Annotated in this window: 17 protein-coding genes; 6 read left to right on the top strand and 11 right to left on the bottom strand. The window is 68.1% G+C overall.

The genetic code is table 11. The features are described 5' to 3' along the window. Positions 1-91 precede the first annotated feature (91 nt). Both ACQPYS_RS23785 and ACQPYS_RS23780 read right to left on the bottom strand, forming a co-directional pair. Positions 92-595 (bottom strand): DUF6912 family protein, encoded by a 504-nt coding sequence (locus tag ACQPYS_RS23785; protein ID WP_431941899.1) that lies wholly within the window; start codon positions 593-595, stop codon positions 92-94. 7 nt (positions 596-602) lie between these two features. Continuing rightward, on the bottom strand, positions 603-2,012 hold the full coding sequence (locus tag ACQPYS_RS23780; protein WP_431941891.1) for a WS/DGAT/MGAT family O-acyltransferase: 1,410 nt from the start codon (positions 2,010-2,012) through the stop codon (positions 603-605). A gap of 308 nt (positions 2,013-2,320) precedes the next feature. Here ACQPYS_RS23780 and secA point away from each other — a divergent pair, with 308 nt between their 5' ends. Beyond that, complete coding sequence (secA, locus tag ACQPYS_RS23775; RefSeq protein WP_431941892.1) at positions 2,321-5,167, top strand: preprotein translocase subunit SecA; 2,847 nt, start codon at positions 2,321-2,323, stop codon at positions 5,165-5,167. A gap of 88 nt (positions 5,168-5,255) precedes the next feature. Here the strand turns inward: secA and ACQPYS_RS23770 are convergent, their stop codons facing one another. From ACQPYS_RS23770 to ACQPYS_RS23745, 6 genes are all read right to left on the bottom strand, one after another. Beyond that, on the bottom strand, positions 5,256-5,645 hold the full coding sequence (locus tag ACQPYS_RS23770; RefSeq protein WP_063039212.1) for a DUF732 domain-containing protein: 390 nt from the start codon (positions 5,643-5,645) through the stop codon (positions 5,256-5,258). Positions 5,646-6,043: 398 nt separating this feature from the next. Then, a complete protein-coding gene (locus ACQPYS_RS23765; RefSeq protein ID WP_431941893.1) occupies positions 6,044-6,397 on the bottom strand; it encodes a GntR family transcriptional regulator in 354 nt (117 codons plus the stop codon). Between the two features lie 5 nt (positions 6,398-6,402). Beyond that, the gene (locus tag ACQPYS_RS23760) at positions 6,403-7,368 is read right to left on the bottom strand and encodes a hypothetical protein (protein WP_431941894.1); all 966 of its coding nucleotides are present in this window, start codon (positions 7,366-7,368) and stop codon (positions 6,403-6,405) included. A 187-nt stretch (positions 7,369-7,555) separates the two neighbouring features. Then, positions 7,556-8,425 carry a ribosome small subunit-dependent GTPase A gene (gene rsgA, locus ACQPYS_RS23755; RefSeq protein WP_433490866.1) on the bottom strand — a complete coding sequence of 290 codons (870 nt, stop codon included), beginning with the start codon at positions 8,423-8,425 and terminating at the stop codon, positions 7,556-7,558. A 128-nt stretch (positions 8,426-8,553) separates the two neighbouring features. After that, entirely contained in the window at positions 8,554-9,864 is a 1,311-nt protein-coding gene (aroA, locus tag ACQPYS_RS23750) for a 3-phosphoshikimate 1-carboxyvinyltransferase (protein ID WP_433490865.1), read from the bottom strand. 80 nt (positions 9,865-9,944) lie between these two features. Beyond that, a complete protein-coding gene (locus tag ACQPYS_RS23745) occupies positions 9,945-11,450 on the bottom strand; it encodes an aldehyde dehydrogenase family protein (RefSeq protein ID WP_433490864.1) in 1,506 nt (501 codons plus the stop codon). Between the two features lie 183 nt (positions 11,451-11,633). Between ACQPYS_RS23745 and ACQPYS_RS23740 the strand changes: the two genes are divergently transcribed. Further along, positions 11,634-12,485, top strand: coding sequence for an SOS response-associated peptidase (locus tag ACQPYS_RS23740; RefSeq protein ID WP_063039205.1), 852 nt, complete (start codon positions 11,634-11,636; stop codon positions 12,483-12,485). A gap of 47 nt (positions 12,486-12,532) precedes the next feature. Here ACQPYS_RS23740 and ACQPYS_RS23735 read toward each other — a convergent pair whose 3' ends face one another. After that, positions 12,533-12,886, bottom strand: coding sequence for a hypothetical protein (locus ACQPYS_RS23735; protein WP_063039203.1), 354 nt, complete (start codon positions 12,884-12,886; stop codon positions 12,533-12,535). A 123-nt stretch (positions 12,887-13,009) separates the two neighbouring features. Beyond that, a complete protein-coding gene (locus ACQPYS_RS23730; protein ID WP_063039201.1) occupies positions 13,010-13,501 on the bottom strand; it encodes an aminoacyl-tRNA deacylase in 492 nt (163 codons plus the stop codon). Positions 13,502-13,803: 302 nt separating this feature from the next. Between ACQPYS_RS23730 and ACQPYS_RS23725 the strand changes: the two genes are divergently transcribed. Both ACQPYS_RS23725 and rsrA read left to right on the top strand, forming a co-directional pair. Then, entirely contained in the window at positions 13,804-14,472 is a 669-nt protein-coding gene (locus ACQPYS_RS23725) for a sigma-70 family RNA polymerase sigma factor (protein WP_085995454.1), read from the top strand. Positions 14,473-14,492: 20 nt separating this feature from the next. Continuing rightward, on the top strand, positions 14,493-14,765 hold the full coding sequence (gene rsrA, locus ACQPYS_RS23720) for a mycothiol system anti-sigma-R factor (protein WP_063039428.1): 273 nt from the start codon (positions 14,493-14,495) through the stop codon (positions 14,763-14,765). A gap of 93 nt (positions 14,766-14,858) precedes the next feature. On the opposite strand, the gene ACQPYS_RS23715 is transcribed toward rsrA, so the two are convergent. After that, positions 14,859-14,933 (bottom strand): 50S ribosomal protein bL37, encoded by a 75-nt coding sequence (locus ACQPYS_RS23715; RefSeq protein WP_022597109.1) that lies wholly within the window; start codon positions 14,931-14,933, stop codon positions 14,859-14,861. 145 nt (positions 14,934-15,078) lie between these two features. On the opposite strand from ACQPYS_RS23715, the gene ACQPYS_RS23710 reads away from it, so the two are divergent. Then, a complete protein-coding gene (locus ACQPYS_RS23710; protein WP_063039199.1) occupies positions 15,079-15,294 on the top strand; it encodes a biotin/lipoyl-binding carrier protein in 216 nt (71 codons plus the stop codon). 428 nt (positions 15,295-15,722) lie between these two features. Then, positions 15,723-17,237 carry a sensor histidine kinase gene (locus tag ACQPYS_RS23705; protein WP_063039192.1) on the top strand — a complete coding sequence of 505 codons (1,515 nt, stop codon included), beginning with the start codon at positions 15,723-15,725 and terminating at the stop codon, positions 17,235-17,237. Positions 17,238-17,422 lie beyond the last annotated feature (185 nt).

Below are 17,422 nucleotides of genomic sequence, written 5' to 3'. Positions count from 1 at the left end.
GTCGTGGGGGCGCAGGTGAACGGCCTCCACGGACCCGGTTGCGGCTCACAGCGAGCGGCGGTGCCGGCGGTCCCCGGTCACAAGCGCGGGCTCACAGCAGTTCGACGAGGAACGGCAGTTCCTGGGTGGCGTACCAGGCCAGCTGATGGTCCTCGGCGTCGCCCAGTACGAACTCGGCGTCCTCGTCGCCGAGGTCGGCGGCATCGACATTGTCGACCGCCTCGGCCACCGCCGATTCGGCTTCGGCGAGGTCCAGATGAACCGACGCGACCCGCTCGTACTCGATCGGTCCGTCCAGTTTCACCACCGCGTCGTCCAGGTCCGGGCGCAGGGTCGCGCCCTCCACATCCACCGCGATGACCGCACGGCGGTACATCGGGGTCGTGGAACCGTGCACCTCCTCGGCCAGCAGTCGCAGCGCCGCGCGCGCGGCCTCGGCCATGGCGACCTCGGCCAGCTCTTCGTCGTCGCCCGAGGCATAGGCCTCGCGGAGCGTGGGCGTGAGCGCGAAAGCCGTCCCGCCGACCGCGTGCAGTACCCGTTTGTCCACGAGCTCGCGCAGCATGGGCACGGTCGCCGGCACGTACACGCGCATGGTCCGGTCAGAGGCAGGCACCGAGTAACTCCTCCATCGATTCGGGCACCGACGCGGCCAGGACCCCGATATCGGCCATCGCCTCGCGGTCGGCATTGAGTCCGTAGCAGACCCGCCCGTCGTAGGACGTGATCCCGATACTCGTCGCCTGGTTGCGCAGCAGTGGCGAAACCGGGTACATCTCCAGCATCCGCGCGCCGCCGACGAACATGGGCGTCTGCGGGCCCGGCGCGTTGGTGATCACCAGATTGAACGTATGGTCTGCGAACGTACTCGCCGCCCGCACACTCATCGCGTGCAGGCTGGCCGGAGCGAACCCGGCGAGGTGTACGAGCGTCGAGGCCCGTACGCCGTGCCGGCCGCGGGCGTCCTCGGCGGTGGCATGAGCGATATGGGACAACCGCATGACCGGGCTGGGCTCGCCGACCGGCAGATCGATCAGGAACGGGGTGATCCCGCTGGGCAGGGTGCGGCCGGTACCCGGCTCCCTGCCGTAGCCCGACATCGGCACGACCGCGCGGAGCACGCTCGATTCGGTCAGGCCCTTGTTCCGCGACAGCAGCCAGTTGCGTAGCGCGCCGGTGACCACGGCCAGCACGGCATCGTTGATCGTGCACCCCGCCTGCTGATGTACCCGTTTGTAGTCGTCGAGCTCGGTGACCGCGACGGTGAACCGGCGCTGCCGGGAGGTGCGCGTGTTCAGTGGACTGTCCGGGGTGCCGCTGGCCGCCGAGCGCACCGCGGCCACCGCGCCCTCCACCGTCCGTCCGGCCGTTCCGATGAATCCGGCGGTACCCGCACCCACCTCGCGTAGCACCTCCACCGCCGAGCCGGGCTGGGCCACCAGATGCCCGAGGGCGCCCAGCAGGAGATCGGTATCGCTGGGTTCGCGGCGGGGGATCCACGCGTCGTCCGCTATCTCGCGCGGGGACTCGGCTCCGTCGACGACGACATGGCCGATCTCCAGCGCGGCCTGCCCGTCGACGAGGGCCGCGTGCGATTTCGTGTAGATCGCGCACCGCCCCCCGCTCAGCCCTTCGATCAGATACATCTCCCACAGCGGGCGGCCCGGGTCCAGGGGCCGGGAACCCAGCCGGGCGGTCAGGTCGTAGAGCTGGTCGTCGCCACCCGGCGAGGGGAGGGCCGAACGGCGCAGGTGGTAGGTGATATCGAAGCGGCTGTCCTCCACCCACACCGGGCGCCCCAGCGACAGGGGGATCTCGCGCACCTTGCGGCGATACCGGGGCACCAGCGGCAGGCGTGACTCGACCAGATCGACCAGCCCCTGGTAGTCGAGGATCGGCTCGCCGTCGTCGCCGGTGTTGTCGAGAACGGCCAGTGACCCGATGTGTACCGGGTGGGTGGTCGATTCCAGCCGGAAGAAGTCCGCGTCCTGCGGTGTCAGCTTCGCTATCACCCTGGTGTCTGCTCCTTCGGGGTCCGGAATCCGGTCTCCATTGTGACCAGGTAGTACCTGTTCCCGCACCATTGTGTGTGATATTCCGATATGTAATTCGAAGGCTTGCGCGCGAGCTCTGGGTGATATAGCCGCCGCGGGCCCCGACCGCTCGGCGAATGTCGAACGAGGCACACTGGCCGGGTACGCGGCGGCGCCTACCATGGGAGCCGCATTACCATGAAGCAAGCTGCGGCTTCGTGGCCCCTCGTCGGGCCGCGCGCCGCCGACATCGGAGCCGAAACCGACCCAGAGGACTGACGAGACTCGTGCCTGCGCTGACACTGACGAGGTTGCTACGTTTTGGTGAGGGTCGCATGGTCAAGCGCCTCTCCCATCTCGCCGACGAGGTGATCGGGCTCGAGGGCGACTACTCCGACCTCACCGATACCGAGCTGCGTGCCAAAACCGACGAATTCCGCGAGCGCTATGCCGACGGGGAATCGCTCGACGACCTGCTGTTGGAGGCATTCGCGGTGGCGCGCGAGGCCTCATGGCGGGTATTGCAGCAGAAGCACTACAAAGTGCAGATCATGGGTGGCGCGGCGCTGCATCTGGGCAATATCGCCGAGATGAAGACCGGTGAGGGCAAAACTCTGACGTCGGTGCTGCCGGCCTACCTGAACGCGATCAGCGGTGACGGCGTGCATATCGTCACCACCAACGACTATCTGGCCAAACGTGACTCCGAGTGGATGGGCCGGGTGCACCGTTTCCTGGGCCTCGAGGTGGGTGCGATCCTGGCCGGTATGACGCCGCCGCAGCGGCGCGAGGCCTACGGTGCCGATATCACCTACGGCACCAACAACGAATTCGGCTTCGACTATCTGCGCGACAATATGACCCATTCGCTGGACGATCTGGTTCAGCGCGGCCACAATTTCGCCGTGGTCGACGAGGTCGACTCGATTCTGATCGACGAGGCGCGTACTCCGCTCATCATCTCCGGTCCCGCGGACGCCTCCAGCAAGTGGTATGCCGAATTCGCCCGAATTGCACCGCTTCTGAAAAAAGATCTCCACTACGAGGTCGATATCAAGAAACGCACCATCGGCGTGCACGAGGCGGGTGTGGAATTCGTCGAGGACCAGCTCGGTATCGACAATCTGTACGAGGCCGCCAACTCCCCGCTGGTGAGCTACCTGAACAACTCCGTCAAGGCCAAGGAGCTCTACACCAAGGACAAGGACTACATCGTCCGCGACGGCGAGGTGATCATCGTCGACGAGTTCACCGGGCGCATCCTGGTCGGCCGCCGGTACAACGAGGGTATGCACCAGGCGATCGAGGCCAAGGAAGGGGTCGAGATCCAGCCGGAGAACCAGACCCTGGCCACCATCACGCTGCAGAACTACTTCCGCCTCTACGACAAGCTCTCCGGGATGACCGGTACCGCCGAGACCGAGGCGGCCGAGTTGCACCAGATCTACAGCCTGGGTGTCATCCCGATCCCGACCAACAAGCCGCCGGTCCGTATCGACCAGGCCGACCTGATCTACAAGACCGAAGAGGCGAAATTCAACGCCGTGGTCGACGACGTGGTGGAGCGCCACCAGGCGGGCCAGCCGGTTCTGATCGGTACCACCAGCGTGGACCGGTCGGAGTATCTGTCCAAGCAGCTCACCAAGCGCGGTGTTCCGCACAATGTGCTGAACGCGAAGTTCCATGAGAAGGAAGCGCAGATCATCGCGGAGGCGGGCCGCCCCGGCACGGTGACCGTCGCGACGAATATGGCCGGCCGCGGTACCGATATCGTGCTCGGTGGCAACCCCGACATCATCACCGACACCCTGCTGCGCCAGCAGGGCCTGGACCCGGTGAACACCCCCGAGGAATACCAGGCCAACTGGTTCCACGCGCTGGAGAAGGTGAAGAAGCAGGTCGCCGAGGACGCCGAGGCGGTCAAGGAGGCCGGCGGCCTCTATGTGCTCGGTACCGAGCGCCACGACTCCCGGCGTATCGACAACCAGCTGCGCGGCCGGTCCGGTCGCCAGGGCGACCCGGGCGAATCGCGGTTCTACCTGTCGCTCGGCGACGAGCTCATGCGCCGTTTCAACGGCGCGGCGCTGGAGTCGATCATGACTCGGCTCAATCTGCCCGACGATGTGCCGATCGAGGCGAAGATGGTCTCCAAGGCCATCAAGAGCGCGCAGACCCAAGTCGAGCAGCAGAACTTCGAGATCCGTAAGAACGTGCTCAAATACGACGAGGTGATGAACCAGCAGCGCACCGTCATCTACAACGAGCGCAACCAGATCCTGCGCGGCGAGGATATGGAGGGTCAGGTCCAGAGCATGATCACCGACGTGATCACCGCCTATGTGGACGGGGCCACCGCCGAGGGTTACGTGGAGGACTGGGATCTCGACAAACTGTGGGGAGCGTTGAGAACGCTCTACCCGGTGAGCCTGAACCACCGCGACATCACCGGTGAGACCGAGGTCGGTGAGGCCGGGGAGATCACCCGTGAGGATTTGCTCGAAACCCTCCTCGATGACGCGCACTCCGCCTACGAGCGGCGTGAGTCCGAGATCGACGGCCTGGCCGGCGAGGGCAGTATGCGCACCTTGGAACGCCAGGTGCTGCTGTCGGTGCTGGACCGGAAGTGGCGTGAGCACCTCTACGAGATGGACTACCTGAAGGAAGGCATCGGCCTGCGCGCGATGGCCCAGCGCGATCCGCTGGTGGAATACCAGCGCGAGGGTTTCGATATGTTCTCCAACATGCTGGAAGGGTTGAAGGAGGATGCCGTCGGCATCCTGTTCAACGTCCAGGTGGAGGTCCAGCAGCCGCAACCCGACGGTGTCCAGGTGGGCCAGGGTCTGCGTTCCCCGATCGGCTCGCAGCCGGTGCCGCCGGAGAGCCAGTACCCCACCGAGAAGCTGCCGATCCTCAATGGCGCGCCGCCGGCCCTGCGCGCCCGCGGTATAGACGATTCGGGCCCGCGGGGCCTGAGCTACTCGGGGCCGGACGAGGGCGGCCGCACCGCGGTGCACAGCGACGCGGAGGAGTACGGCTCCGACGGGCAGACGCCGGGCACCCGGCGGGAACGCCGCGAGGCGGCCCGGGCACAGACGAAACAGGGCCGCGGTCCCAAGACCCGGCGTAAGCACTGAGCTGGTAACAGGCGGCGCCGCTCCCGGATGTCGGGAGCGGCGCCGTCGTTGCCGTCAGGGGTGGCCGGAACGCCGCGTGGGTCGCTGTTCAGTCCAGCGCGGTGTGCTGCGGGCAGTAGGTGCCGACCGCGGCTTCCAGGAACAAGTAGGGGTATTCCACGAACGGCCGCGCTTCCTCGGCGAGATAGGCACGGTTCGCCGGGGTGTTGCCGGAGGTGCCGAGGTAATCGCATTGGGCGTGGGCGAGGGCGATCGCCGCGTCCTGTAGTTGTCGGGTCTCGTCGTCGAACGCACTGGCGCGGAGGAATTCTCGGTCGGTGAAGGGTAGTTGCGCGACGGAATCGTCCTTGCCCGCCGGGCTGTGCACACCCGCCGAACCCGGCCGCGAGGCGGCGGGCGGGTGTGCCGAGGCACTGGAGAAGCTGCCGAACACGAGCGCGGCCGTGACCGCGCCGATGGTCAGGATTTTGAGCATCATTCCTTCTGTGTTCGTTGGTGCGGGACGGGTTGTTGGGGCCGGCGAGGCCCGCCGCGACGGCTCGGACCCGGACTGTCGCGCCGACGTCTCGGTGCCGTCTCGGCCGAATAACTTCGGTGCGCGCCGCATATTAACGCGGCGGGAAGCCCGCAGTTTGCTGATTCGCCGTGCGTCGCCGAACATCCCATGAATTTGCCTGATCGATTTTCGGGAATATTGGTTGACCAGGCGTGTCCGCTGACCGGGCCCGCCCGCAGCCGGGCGTGACGGCGGCCGCACGTTGATACTCGGCTCGGGGTCAGCGCATCCCCATATCGACCCGACCGCGCGGCCCGAACATCGAGCGACCCAGCCGCGCAGCTACGCCGCGCCCGGCGGCGAGCGCAGCGCGGGCGCGGTCAGCGCGCGGCGGCGCGGACGAGGTCGAGCAGTTCGGTCTCGTCGAGGTCGATGCGACGGGCCGCGTCCACGAGTTGCCGGGCGAGTTCGACCACCGCCGCCCGCCCGTCCGGTGTTCCGGCGCGGACCGTGGCACCGCGCCCGCGGCGGAGTTCGATCAGCCCTTCGTCGCGCAACCGCTGATATCCCGCGAGCACGGTGTGGATACTGACGTCCAACGATGCCGCGAGTTCCCGGGCGCCGGGCAGCCGGATACCGGCGGGCGCGGCACCGTCGGCGATCGCGCGCCGGACACAGGCCGCGATCTGGTCGGCCAGCGGTTCGGGCCGCGCCGGGTCGACACGGATCAGCACCGGGGTCAGTCCGCCCGTGCGACGACACCGGCCAGGACACCCGCACCCGTGCCGGCGTCGTCGACCGAGACCACGAACCGGCGCCCCGAGCGGCGGGTCACCACGATGCCGGGCCCGGCGCGTAGCACCACGGCCGTGGCGCCCGGGATCATCCGGATACCGTACCCGCCGTACTGGAGGGGGGAGATGTCGTCGGCCGATACCTCCGTGATGTCACCGGGCCGCAGCCGCCACCGCGGCCAGCCCAGCACGCCGGTCCCCACGGTGAGACCGCGCTGGTCCACGACCACCCGCAGCAGCGCCAGGTGCGCGAGCAGCACCCCGGTGAACGCCAGCAGCACACCGGCCAGCGGCTGGGCGACGAGTCCGACCACCACCCCCATGAGCACAGCGACCACACCGGTCAACAGCATCCACGGCGACACCGCCCGCCGAGACCAGCTGACGCGTTCGGAACGCCCGAGTGGGAGGGGTTCGGCCGGTGCCGGGCCGGGTGTCACCGGGCTCGCCGGTGCGGCCAGCCAGCCCGCCGCACCGAACAGCAGCCCGGCGGCCGCCGCGGCCGCGAACGCCCAGCCCGAGAGCGTGACCCGCGCGGGATCGACGGCATCCAAGTTGGCGATGGTGCCCGCCAGCACGATGGCGCCGACGAATCCGCCCACACCCCAGGCCGTGGCGACCAGTGACCGAATGGGGTCCAGGGGAGTATCGGCCCGGCGCGCGTTGGTGCGTACGCCCACCACGAGGATCGCGGCGAAAATGACTCCCAGGCCGAGGCCCAGACCGGCGGAGACGAACATCGTCGCTACCCGGCCGGTGAAGCCGTCGGCGCCGTCGGCGGTGAAATGGGTGGCCAGCGGGTCGGGCAGTCGGTCGGCCGCCGCGGCCAGCAACACGATGTTGGGCACGGCGGACAGGATCGGTGGGAGTCCGGCGAGTAGGCAGAGCCGGAGCGAGGTCAGGTTGGTCATGGGCACCTCCTTGTTATGATTAAACCATAACAAACGGTGCAACTGACGATTTGGGTGGTCCCGCGTACGTCAGCGCGCGGCGGCGATGCACACCCGGCCGCTGGTGGAAGACCGAGCTCCGCCCAAGACGCCGAAACCCCGGCACCGAGGGAGGCGGAAGAGCGCCCGGCTGCCGTAACCGGCATGCTCACCACTGGTCGTTGGAGTTCAGCGCGACCAGCAGACGGCGGATCGCGGCCACTCGCCGCGCTTTGTCCGGGAGTTCGTCCAGCGCGCATTCCGGATCGGCGGGCGGGCCCAGATGTGTACAACCGCGTGGGCAGTCCTCGATCGCCGCGGCGAGATCGGTGAAGGCCGCGATCACATCGTCGGGCGTGATGTGGGCGAGGCCGAACGACCGGATACCCGGCGTGTCGATGACCCAGCCGCCGTCCGGCAGCGCCAGCGCGACCGATTGGGTGGAGGTGTGCTTGCCTTTGCCGACCCCGGACACCTCGCCGACCGCCCGCGCGGCGTCGGGAACCAGGCGGTTGACCAGGGTGGATTTCCCCACCCCGGAATGCCCCAGGAAACAGGTGAGATGGCCGGTGAGCAGGGCCAGTGTCGTATCGAGGGGGTCGTCGATGCCCGCGTAGACAATGGTCAGGTCCAGATCGTCGAACGCGGCCGCGAAATCCGAGTCGCCGGCAAGGTCGTGTTTGGTGAGACACAGGACCGGTTCCAGCCCGCCCGCGTAGGCGGCGACCATGGCCCGCTCGACGAACCCGGTACGCGGCGGCGGATCGGCCAGCGCCACCACGATGAACAACTTCTCCGCGTTTCCGACCACCACCCGCTCGAACGGATCGGTGTCGTCGGCGGTGCGCCGCAGCACGGTGGTGCGCTCGGTGACCCGGATGATCCGCGCGAGGGTGTCGGGCCGCCCGGACAGGTCGCCGACCACCTCGACCCGATCACCGACCACGATGGGCGTGCGCCCCAGTTCCCGGGCCCGCATGGCCACCAGCGGACGCTGCGGATCGCCGTCGAGCACGCACCCCCAACGCCCCCGGTCCACCGACACCACCATCGCCGGCTGCGCATCGCGGTGTTCCGGGCGGGTCTTGGTCCGCGGCCGCGAACTCCGCCCGGGACGCACCCGGACATCGGATTCGTCGTAGGAGGCGGTGGTGCGGCCGCGCCGGCTCAGTGAGCCGCTCCCGGTTCGGCCAACCGCGGGTCGAGCATCGATTCCCACAGGGCGACGAAATCGGGCAGGGTCTTGGCCGTCGTCCCGATGTCCTCGATCTCGATCCCCGGTACGGCGAGTCCGAGAATCGCGCCCGCCGTGGCCATCCGGTGGTCGGCGTAGGAATGCCAGCGGCCGCCGTGCAGTGGGGCGGGGACGATCTCCAGTCCGTCCTCGGTTTCGGACACCTGCCCGCCGAGCCGGTTGATCTCGGTGGACAGTGCGGCCAGCCGGTCGGTTTCGTGTCCGCGCAGATGGGCGATGCCCCGCAGCCGGGACTCCGAATCGGCCAGTGCCGCCAGCGCCGCGACGGTCGGAGTCAGCTCGCCCACATCGTGCAGATCGATATCGATACCGGCCAGCCGGTCCGGACCGGTCACCGTGAGTGCGCCGTCACTGAAACCTGCCTCGGCGCCCATCCGTACCAGGATCTCCCGGATCACATCGCCGGCCTGTGTGGTCAGCCGCGGCCAGTGCGGAATGCTGACACGGCCGCCGGTGACCGCGGCCGCGGCCAGGAACGGGGTGGCATTGGACAGGTCCGGCTCGACCGTCCAGTCGACCGCGCGGATCGGGCCGGGGGACACGGTCCAGGTCTGTTCGCCCCGGACGTCGGTGGGTGCCTCGACCACGACATCGGCGCGGCGCAGCATCTCGACCGTCATCTCGATATGCGGCATGGAGGGCAGCGCGCTCCCGGAGTGACGCACCATCACGCCCTCGTCGAAACGGGCGCCCGACAGCAGCAGACCGGAGACGAACTGCGAAGAACCGGAGGCGTCGATGGTGATGGCGCCACCGCGCAGGGCGCCGGTCCCGCGCACGGTGAACGGCAGGGCGTCCCCCTCGATATCCGCCCCGAGTCCACGCAGGGCGTCGAGGATGGTGCGCAACGGGCGGACCCGGGCGGCGATATCGCCGTCGAAGGCCGTTTCGCTCACCGCGAGGGTCGCCACCGGGGGGACGAAACGCATCACGGTGCCGGCCAGGCCGCAGTCGACCCGACCGCCCCGGAGCGGCGCGGGGGTGACGGCCAGGGTGTCGGCGTCGCCGATGATCTGGGTGCCCAGGGCACGTAGCGCGGCGATCATCAGACCGGTGTCACGGCTGCGCAGGGCTCCGGTGATGGTCGAGGGACCATCGGCGAGCGCCGCCAGGACCAGCGCTCTGTTCGTGATCGATTTGGAGCCGGGCAGGGTGACGGTCGCATGCACTGGGGCATCGACATGGGGCGCTGGCCAGAAACTCACCAGACCATCTTGGCGCATCGGGCCGACAGGCGTATCGGTGGTGCTCGTCAGTGTGTCGCCGGGCACCACCGATCGCGTTCGCACCTGTGGTGGCCGGACTACTTGTTCCGGCCGTGCAGCAGCGGAACCATCCGGCGCAGCATCTTCATGTTCGCCTGGGTGCGGCGGTAGCTCTGCAACGCCATCCCGGGAATCGTGAAGCGCTGCACCGCGATCGAATGCGGCCGGGCGAATTCGCGCATACCCGGCTCACCGTGGATACGACCGATACCGGAATCGGCGCTGCCGCCGAAGGGCAGCCCGGGGATGGCGGCGAAGCCGAGGACCGAGTTCACCGATGTCGCGCCGACCTTCAGCCGCCGGGCGATCTCGAGTCCCTGCTTCTTCGAGTAGACCGCGGAGGCCAGGCCGAAGGTGGTGTTGTTGGCGAGATCCACGGCCTCGTCGATGCTGTTCACCGTGGTGACGGTCACCGTCGGTCCGAAGGTCTCCTCCTTGACCGCCGCCGAGTCCTCGTCCACGTCCACCAGCACGACCGGTTCGATGAAAGGGCCCTTGATCGATTCGGGGCCGCCCAGCAGGGCTTTGCCGCCGCCGGCCAGGGCCGCGTCGATATGCTTCTTGACGATGTCGATCTGGCTCGGCATGGTCATCGGACCGTAGGCGGCGTCCTTGTCCGAACCCGGTTTCACATCTTTCAGGATGCGGGTCAGTTCGGCGAGGAACTCCTCCTTGACCGACTTGTCCACGTAGACGCGTTCCACGCCGGCGCAGGTCTGGCCGCTGTTCGAGGTGGCGCCCCAGGCGATGGCGTCGGCGGCGGCCTTCACATCCGCGTCCGCCGCCACGATCACGGGGTCTTTACCGCCGCATTCCAGCAGCACCGGGGTGAGGTTCTCGGCGGCCGAGGCCATGATCTTGCGTCCGGTGGCGGCCGAACCGGTGAACGCGATCTTGTCCACACCCGATTTCACCAGCGCGGCACCGGTCGCGCCGAAACCGTTGATCGCGACGAAAACGCCCTCGGGCAGTTCCGGATTGGCCTCGGAGAATGCCTCCGCGAGAAAATTGCCGATTCCGGTGGAGAATTCCGACGGCTTGAACACCACGGTGTTACCGGCGGCCAGGGCGTAGGCCAGCGACCCGTTAGGGGTGTAGACGGGATAGTTCCACGGTCCGATCACGCCGATCACACCCAGCGGCCGGTATTCGATGCGGGCCGAGAAGTTCGCCATCAGCGGGCCCGAGGGGATCTTCTGGGGGGACAGGACCTTCTTGGCGTGCTTGGCCGCCCAGGCGATGTGCTCGAGCGCGAGCATCAGTTCCAGAAAAGCGTCGTCGAGCGGTTTACCGTTCTCGGCGTGGATGAGCGCGCAGAATTCGTCGGATTCGGTGACCAGCCGGCTGGACCAGCGCAGCAGGGCCTTCTTCCGGCCGTCGAAACCCAGATCCTCCCAGACCGGCGCGGCGGCGCGCGCCTTCGCGACAGCCGCGCCGACCGCCTTCTCGTCGGCGATCGAGTACGTGGCCAGGGTGGCTCCTGTGGCCGGATCGACCGAGGTGAGCACCGATTCTTTCTCGGTGGCGTTTTCGGTGGTTGTCACAGGTTCTCCTCTGCGGAAGTAGGGCGGTAGCTGCGCGCGTGGACGGGCAGCCTGTGACCGCCACGTCCTCGGTGAGAGGATGCTAAGGCATAACTCTCAACACGTCACCAAGTGCTGCCCTCATTGTTGCGGACGAGGCCGGGATTGTCTTGATCTGTCGGTATTCGGTGTAAGTATCGGAATATGTGCGGACGGTATGCGACAACGACGGATCCCGGCCGGCTCGCGGTCGAGTTGGACGCCCTCGACGAAACCGGGGCCTCCGGCGGCTACGAAGCGCCGGGCGGTGCCGGGCCGGCGGCCGGGGAGGGGGCGAACACCGGCGCCCGGGTGCCCGGCGTGAACTACAACGTCGCGCCGACGACGCAGATCGTCACCGTCGTGGACCGGCATACCCACGAACACCCCGACGACACACCGAGCCGCCGTATCCGGCGGATGCGCTGGGGATTGATTCCACACTGGAGCAAAGCCGCCGAACCGGGAGTCCCGGTGAAGGGGAAGCCGCTGTTCAACGCCCGGGCGGACCGGGCGGCGGAGCTCCCGTCCTTCCGGGACGCGGTGAAATACCGGCGCTGCCTGGTCCCGATGGACGGCTGGTACGAATGGCTCGTCGAGCCCGATCCGGCGGGGCCGGGCAACGGGAAGAAGCCCAAAATGGTCAAACACCCGTACTTCATGTCCCGTCCGGACGGTGAGCGGCTGTACATGGCGGGGCTGTGGTCGGTCTGGCGGGACCGGTCGCTCGACGATCCGCAACCGCTGCTGTCGTGCACCATCCTCACCACCGACGCCATCGGTGACCTCACCCGGATCCACGACCGGATGCCGCTGCCCATGCCCCGCGAACACTGGGACGCCTGGCTCGACCCCGATCACCGCGCCCCCGCCGATCTGCTCGGGCCGCCCAGCGAGGCCCTGGCGGCCGCGATCACGGCCCGGCCGGTGTCGACCCTGGTGAACAGTGTGAAGAACAACGGGCCGGAACTACTGGCGCCCGCCCCGGATGCGGCGGAGCAGACCACCCTGCTGTGAACTCGTATCCGCCCGGGACGGCGAATCGCTCCGGGCGGATACGGGGTTCAGCTGTTCAGGGGGCACTCGATCGCCGGAGTGGCGATATGCAGGCCGCATTTCAACATATCGGCGCTCATATCGATGGCCTGGGTCACCATTCCGCCGCCGGCTTCCTCGGCGCGCTCGCCGGCCTCCTCGACGCGCTTACCGAGATCGTTCTCCAGGGCGCGGTTCTCCTGGTCGCGGTTCTCCGGGGTGCGGTTCTCCGATTCGCTCTTCGAACCGCCCTGGCCGTCGAACGGGAACTCACCCGGCGCCGCCAGGGCCGCCGGCGCCGACAGCACCGCCGGGCCGAGGGACAGGGCCACGGCCGCGGACACGGCGAGGAACACGGTGCGCACGAATTTGCGCGGGGACATATCGCATCACATCCTCGGGTCAGACGATCGGACGTACCAAGTAACGCATACGAACCGGCCTGACCTGCTGAATTGCCCTTCGGCACGCGGGGAGCGGGCCGATCAGGCGCCCGCGCCCGGCCCTCAGGCGGTGACCGGGGCGGTGACCGCGCCGGTCAACCGGACCAGATCGGCGGGCGCGACTTCGATCTCCAGGCCCCGCCGCCCCGCACTGCACAACACCCGATCCCAGCCGAGCGCGGAGTCGTCCACCACCGTGGGATGGCGTTTGCGCTGTCCCAGCGGAGAGATACCGCCCAGCACGTAACCGGTGCCGCGCTCGGCCCGGACCCGGTCGGCCAGCGCCGCCTTGGGCACCCCCAGCGCCGCCGCCGCGGCCTTCGGCGACAGCGTGCCGGGAACCGGCAGCACCGCGACCGCCAGCGCCCCGGTGGACAACTCCAGCACCAATGTCTTGAAGATCTGTCCCGGGGCGACACCGAGCCGGGCGACCAGCACATCGACCGCTTCACCACCGTAGGTTCCGGCGCGCGGGTCGTGGTCGTAGCTGTGCACGGTGTGGGCCGCACCGGCGGTGACCAGTGCCCGGATCGCCGGAGTGGCGGCTGCTGCCATGGGCCGGACCCTACCCGGGCCGCGCCGAGCCGATCTGTGAGGTCACTTTCCCGTGGTCGGGGAACACTTCGCGGGCGCAGTGAGTTGTACGCGGCAGAAACAGCGCATCGGACGGAACCTACGGTTCCGCTGGTGCGGCCCCGCGCACGAGTGAAGGAGTGACGGTGCCCGTTCTCGTCGAACCACGCCCGGTCCACCACGATCCGGCTTCGGCGCGCACGCGGTTCTTCCCGCAGTTCACGCTCCCGGTAGATTTGGCAGGTAAGCCGATCGAAGGGACACGTGTGACGAGCGAGGACGACGTGGCGACCGACACCGGCGCCGACGCGCGGCCTGCCGGGCAGCCGGAGACCGACGCCGAACTGGCCCAGCGGTTCGAGCGGGACGCGCTACCCATGCTGGACCAGCTCTACGGCGCTGCCCTGCGGATGACGCGTAACCCCGCCGACGCCGAAGACCTGGTCCAGGAGACCTACGTCAAGGCCTATGCCGGATTCAAGTCCTTCAAAGAGGGCACCAACCTGCGGGCCTGGCTCTACCGGATCCTCACGAACACCTACATCAACTCGTATCGGAAGAAACAGCGCCAGCCCGCGCAGTACCCCACCGACGAGATCACCGACTGGCAGCTCGCCGCCACCGCCGAGCACAGTTCGACCGGTCTGCGTTCGGCCGAGGTCGAAGCCCTCGACGCCCTTCCCGACGACGACATCAAAGCCGCCCTCGTGCAACTGCCCGAGGAGTTCCGGATGGCGGTGTACTACGCCGATGTCGAAGGGTTCCCGTACAAGGAAATCGCCGACATCATGGGCACTCCTATCGGTACGGTGATGTCCCGTTTGCATCGCGGACGGAAACAACTGAAGGGTTTGCTCGCCGATGTGGCGCGTGAACGCGGGTTCAACCGCACCGCGTCCGAGTCCGGCGATGCCGATACCGCCGCGGCGGTGCGCCAGGAGGTCAAGCAGTGAGCACCGAGCACGACCCCGATATGGAGCTCGACTGCACGGCGGTACTGGCCGACGTCTGGCTCATGCTCGACGGCGAATGCGACGACCGCACCCGCGAACGGCTCCAGCACCATATGGACCACTGCGCGCCCTGTATCGAGGCCTACGGCATCGAAGAGAAGATCAAGAGCATGCTGCACCGCAAATGCGGCGGCGAGAAGGCCCCCGATTCGCTGCGCGAACGGCTCGGCGTGGAGATCCGGGCGGTGACCTTCCGGACCGGCGATCTCCCGGCCGACCCGAACCGGGCCTGAGACCGGCCCGCCCACGCCCCGAACACCGAGCGGCCCGCACTTCGACGAAGTGCGGGCCGCTCGTGGTCTGTTGCCCGGCCTCGGCCGGTCGGCTCAGGCGTTGGGACGCTTGCCGTGATTGGCGGCATTTCCCTTACGGCTGCGCTTCTTGCGGCCACGCTTACCCATAGGTAGCTCCCTCCTGGGGACATATCCCGCGACTGCGGGGAGTACATGTTGATCCCGGCCATTCTTCCATGTGTGGTTGGCTGTACCGACGGCGGTACAGCGGGCAGGGCCCCGATACCGGAACGAACCTACCGAACGGGGTGTCATGGCGGAAGAAGTGCGGGCGGAGATGGTGTCCACGGTGCTCACCGTCGAGGTCGCAGTCGGGGACCGGGTGACGATCGACCAGACCCTGGTTCTGCTCGAATCCATGAAGATGGAGATCCCGGTGATCACCGAGGTCGGTGGCGAGGTCGCCTCCATCGCGGTCACCCCGGGCCAGGTCCTCCAGCAAGGTGACCTCATCGCCGTGGTGCAGTGATCTTGGCGCCGGCGGCGTCGTGGGGGCGAGGCCCCCTCGGTCTCGCGGTCTCGGCCCTCGGGACTCGCGCTTTCGGCGCATGCGATGTGCGGTGGATCGTCTATAGAGGCCGACCATTGATCACCTTCGGCCAACGGGCTGGAGGGGCCTCAACCCTGTGTCTCGCACAACTCGACACATGCGGGTTGCGTCAGCATTCGACGGCCGGCTCGGATGCCGACTCGACCGCACGGGCTACCTGGCGTCCGATCGCTTTCACGCACAGCGGCACTCGCTCGGTGCCGAGTTCAGCGAGGCCCTGAAAGGGTTGAGGCCCGTCTCGCCGTTCAGGCCTCGAAGCGCATGCGCGAAGCGCGAGTCTCGGGGCCTGAACGGCGAGACCAAGGGGGCCTCAACCCCGCGCGCCGAAGGCGCGCCAGAATTACAGTATGTCGACACTGAGTGATCTGCTGGCCGAGCACACCGATCTGCCCGGGGCGGGAGTGGATCATCTGCAGCGGGTGGTCGGGGACTGGCAGTTGCTCGCCGACCTGTCGTTTTCGGATCTGTTGCTGTGGGTGGGGGCGGGGCCGGTCGACGACGGCGCCGATATCGTATGTGTCGCCCAGTGCCGGCCGACCACCGCGCCGACGGTGCATCTGGAGGATCTGGTCGGGACCACAGCCCGGTATTCCGAGCATTCGCAGGTGTTCGAGGCGCTCACCCGCGGGGAGATCGTGCGCACCGATACCGAGGGGGAGGCGCAGGGGGTCTACCACCCGCATCCGGTGCACGCGATCCGGGAGGCGATTCCGGTGCGGTGCGGTGACGATGTGATCGCGGTGCTCAGCCGGGATACCGACCGGCAGCGGTCGCGGGTGCGCAGTGGGCTCGAGATCGCCTATGTCGCCTGCGCCGATGATCTGTGCCAGATGATCGCCGACGGAACGTTCCCGACCACGGAGGACCGGGCTGCCACCCATTCCAGCCCGCGGGCGGGCGACGGGTTCATCCGGCTCGATACCGAGGGGATCGTCACCTACGCCAGCCCGAACGCGCTGTCGGCGTATCACCGCATGGGGTTGCAGGCCGATCTGGCGGGCCAGGATCTGGCTGTCACCACTCGGTCGCTGGTCACCGACCCGTTCGACGCGCAGGAGGTAGTGGGGGATATCCAGGCCGCGCTGGCGGGTCGTACCGGGCGCCGGATGGAGGTGGAGGCGCGGGGGGCGACCGTGCTGCTGCGCACCCTGGTGTTGCGGCCGCACGGGCAACTGGCGGGGGCGGCGGTGCTGGTCCGCGATGTCACCGAGGTCAAACGCCGGGACCGGGCGTTGCTCAGCAAGGACGCCACCATCCGCGAGATCCACCACCGGGTGAAGAACAATCTGCAGACGGTGGCCGCGCTGTTGCGGCTACAGGCCCGGCGTACCGAGAACGAGGAGGCGCGGGGGGCGCTCACCGAATCGGTGCGCCGGGTGACCTCCATCGCGTCGGTGCACGAGATGCTGTCCATGTCCGTCGACGAGGAAGTCGATCTGGATGAGGTCGTGGACCGGCTGTTGCCGATCATGGCGGATGTCGCCACGGTGCACACGGCCCGGATCACGGTGCGCCGCGCCGGTTCTCTGGGCGTCTTCTCCGCGGAGCGGGCCACGCCGCTGGTCATGGTGCTCACCGAATTGGTGCAAAACGCCATCGAGCACGCCTTCGACGGCGGGCAGAACGGTACGGTGACCATCCGCGCGGAGCGTTCGGCACGCTGGCTGGACGTGATCATCAGCGATGACGGGCGGGGCCTGCCGGAAGGATTCAGCCTGCAGTCCTCGGACAGTCTCGGCCTGCAGATCGTGCGCACGCTGGTTACGGCGGAGTTGGGTGGCACCATCGGCCTGCATCCGGGGTCCGATATCGGCACCGACGCGGTACTGCGTGTGCCGCTGGGGCGCCGTTCGGCACGCTGATACCCGACGGAAACTCGCCGGTATCAATTATGCACGCTCGGGATCGCCTGTGGTGGAAAACACTCGGGAATTTCCGGGGCTGTATTCCGGTAAAGTCTCGTGCCCGTGCCGACGGACCGTAGAAAAGATTCAGCCCGGCACCAGAATGCTGGTGCCGGGCACTCGCGACTCTCCGGACCGGGCCG

Source organism: Nocardia grenadensis (genome assembly GCF_050942415.1).
In the GTDB taxonomy this organism is placed as follows: domain Bacteria; phylum Actinomycetota; class Actinomycetes; order Mycobacteriales; family Mycobacteriaceae; genus Nocardia; species Nocardia grenadensis.
This window is presented reverse-complemented; position numbering and strand designations above follow the sequence as displayed.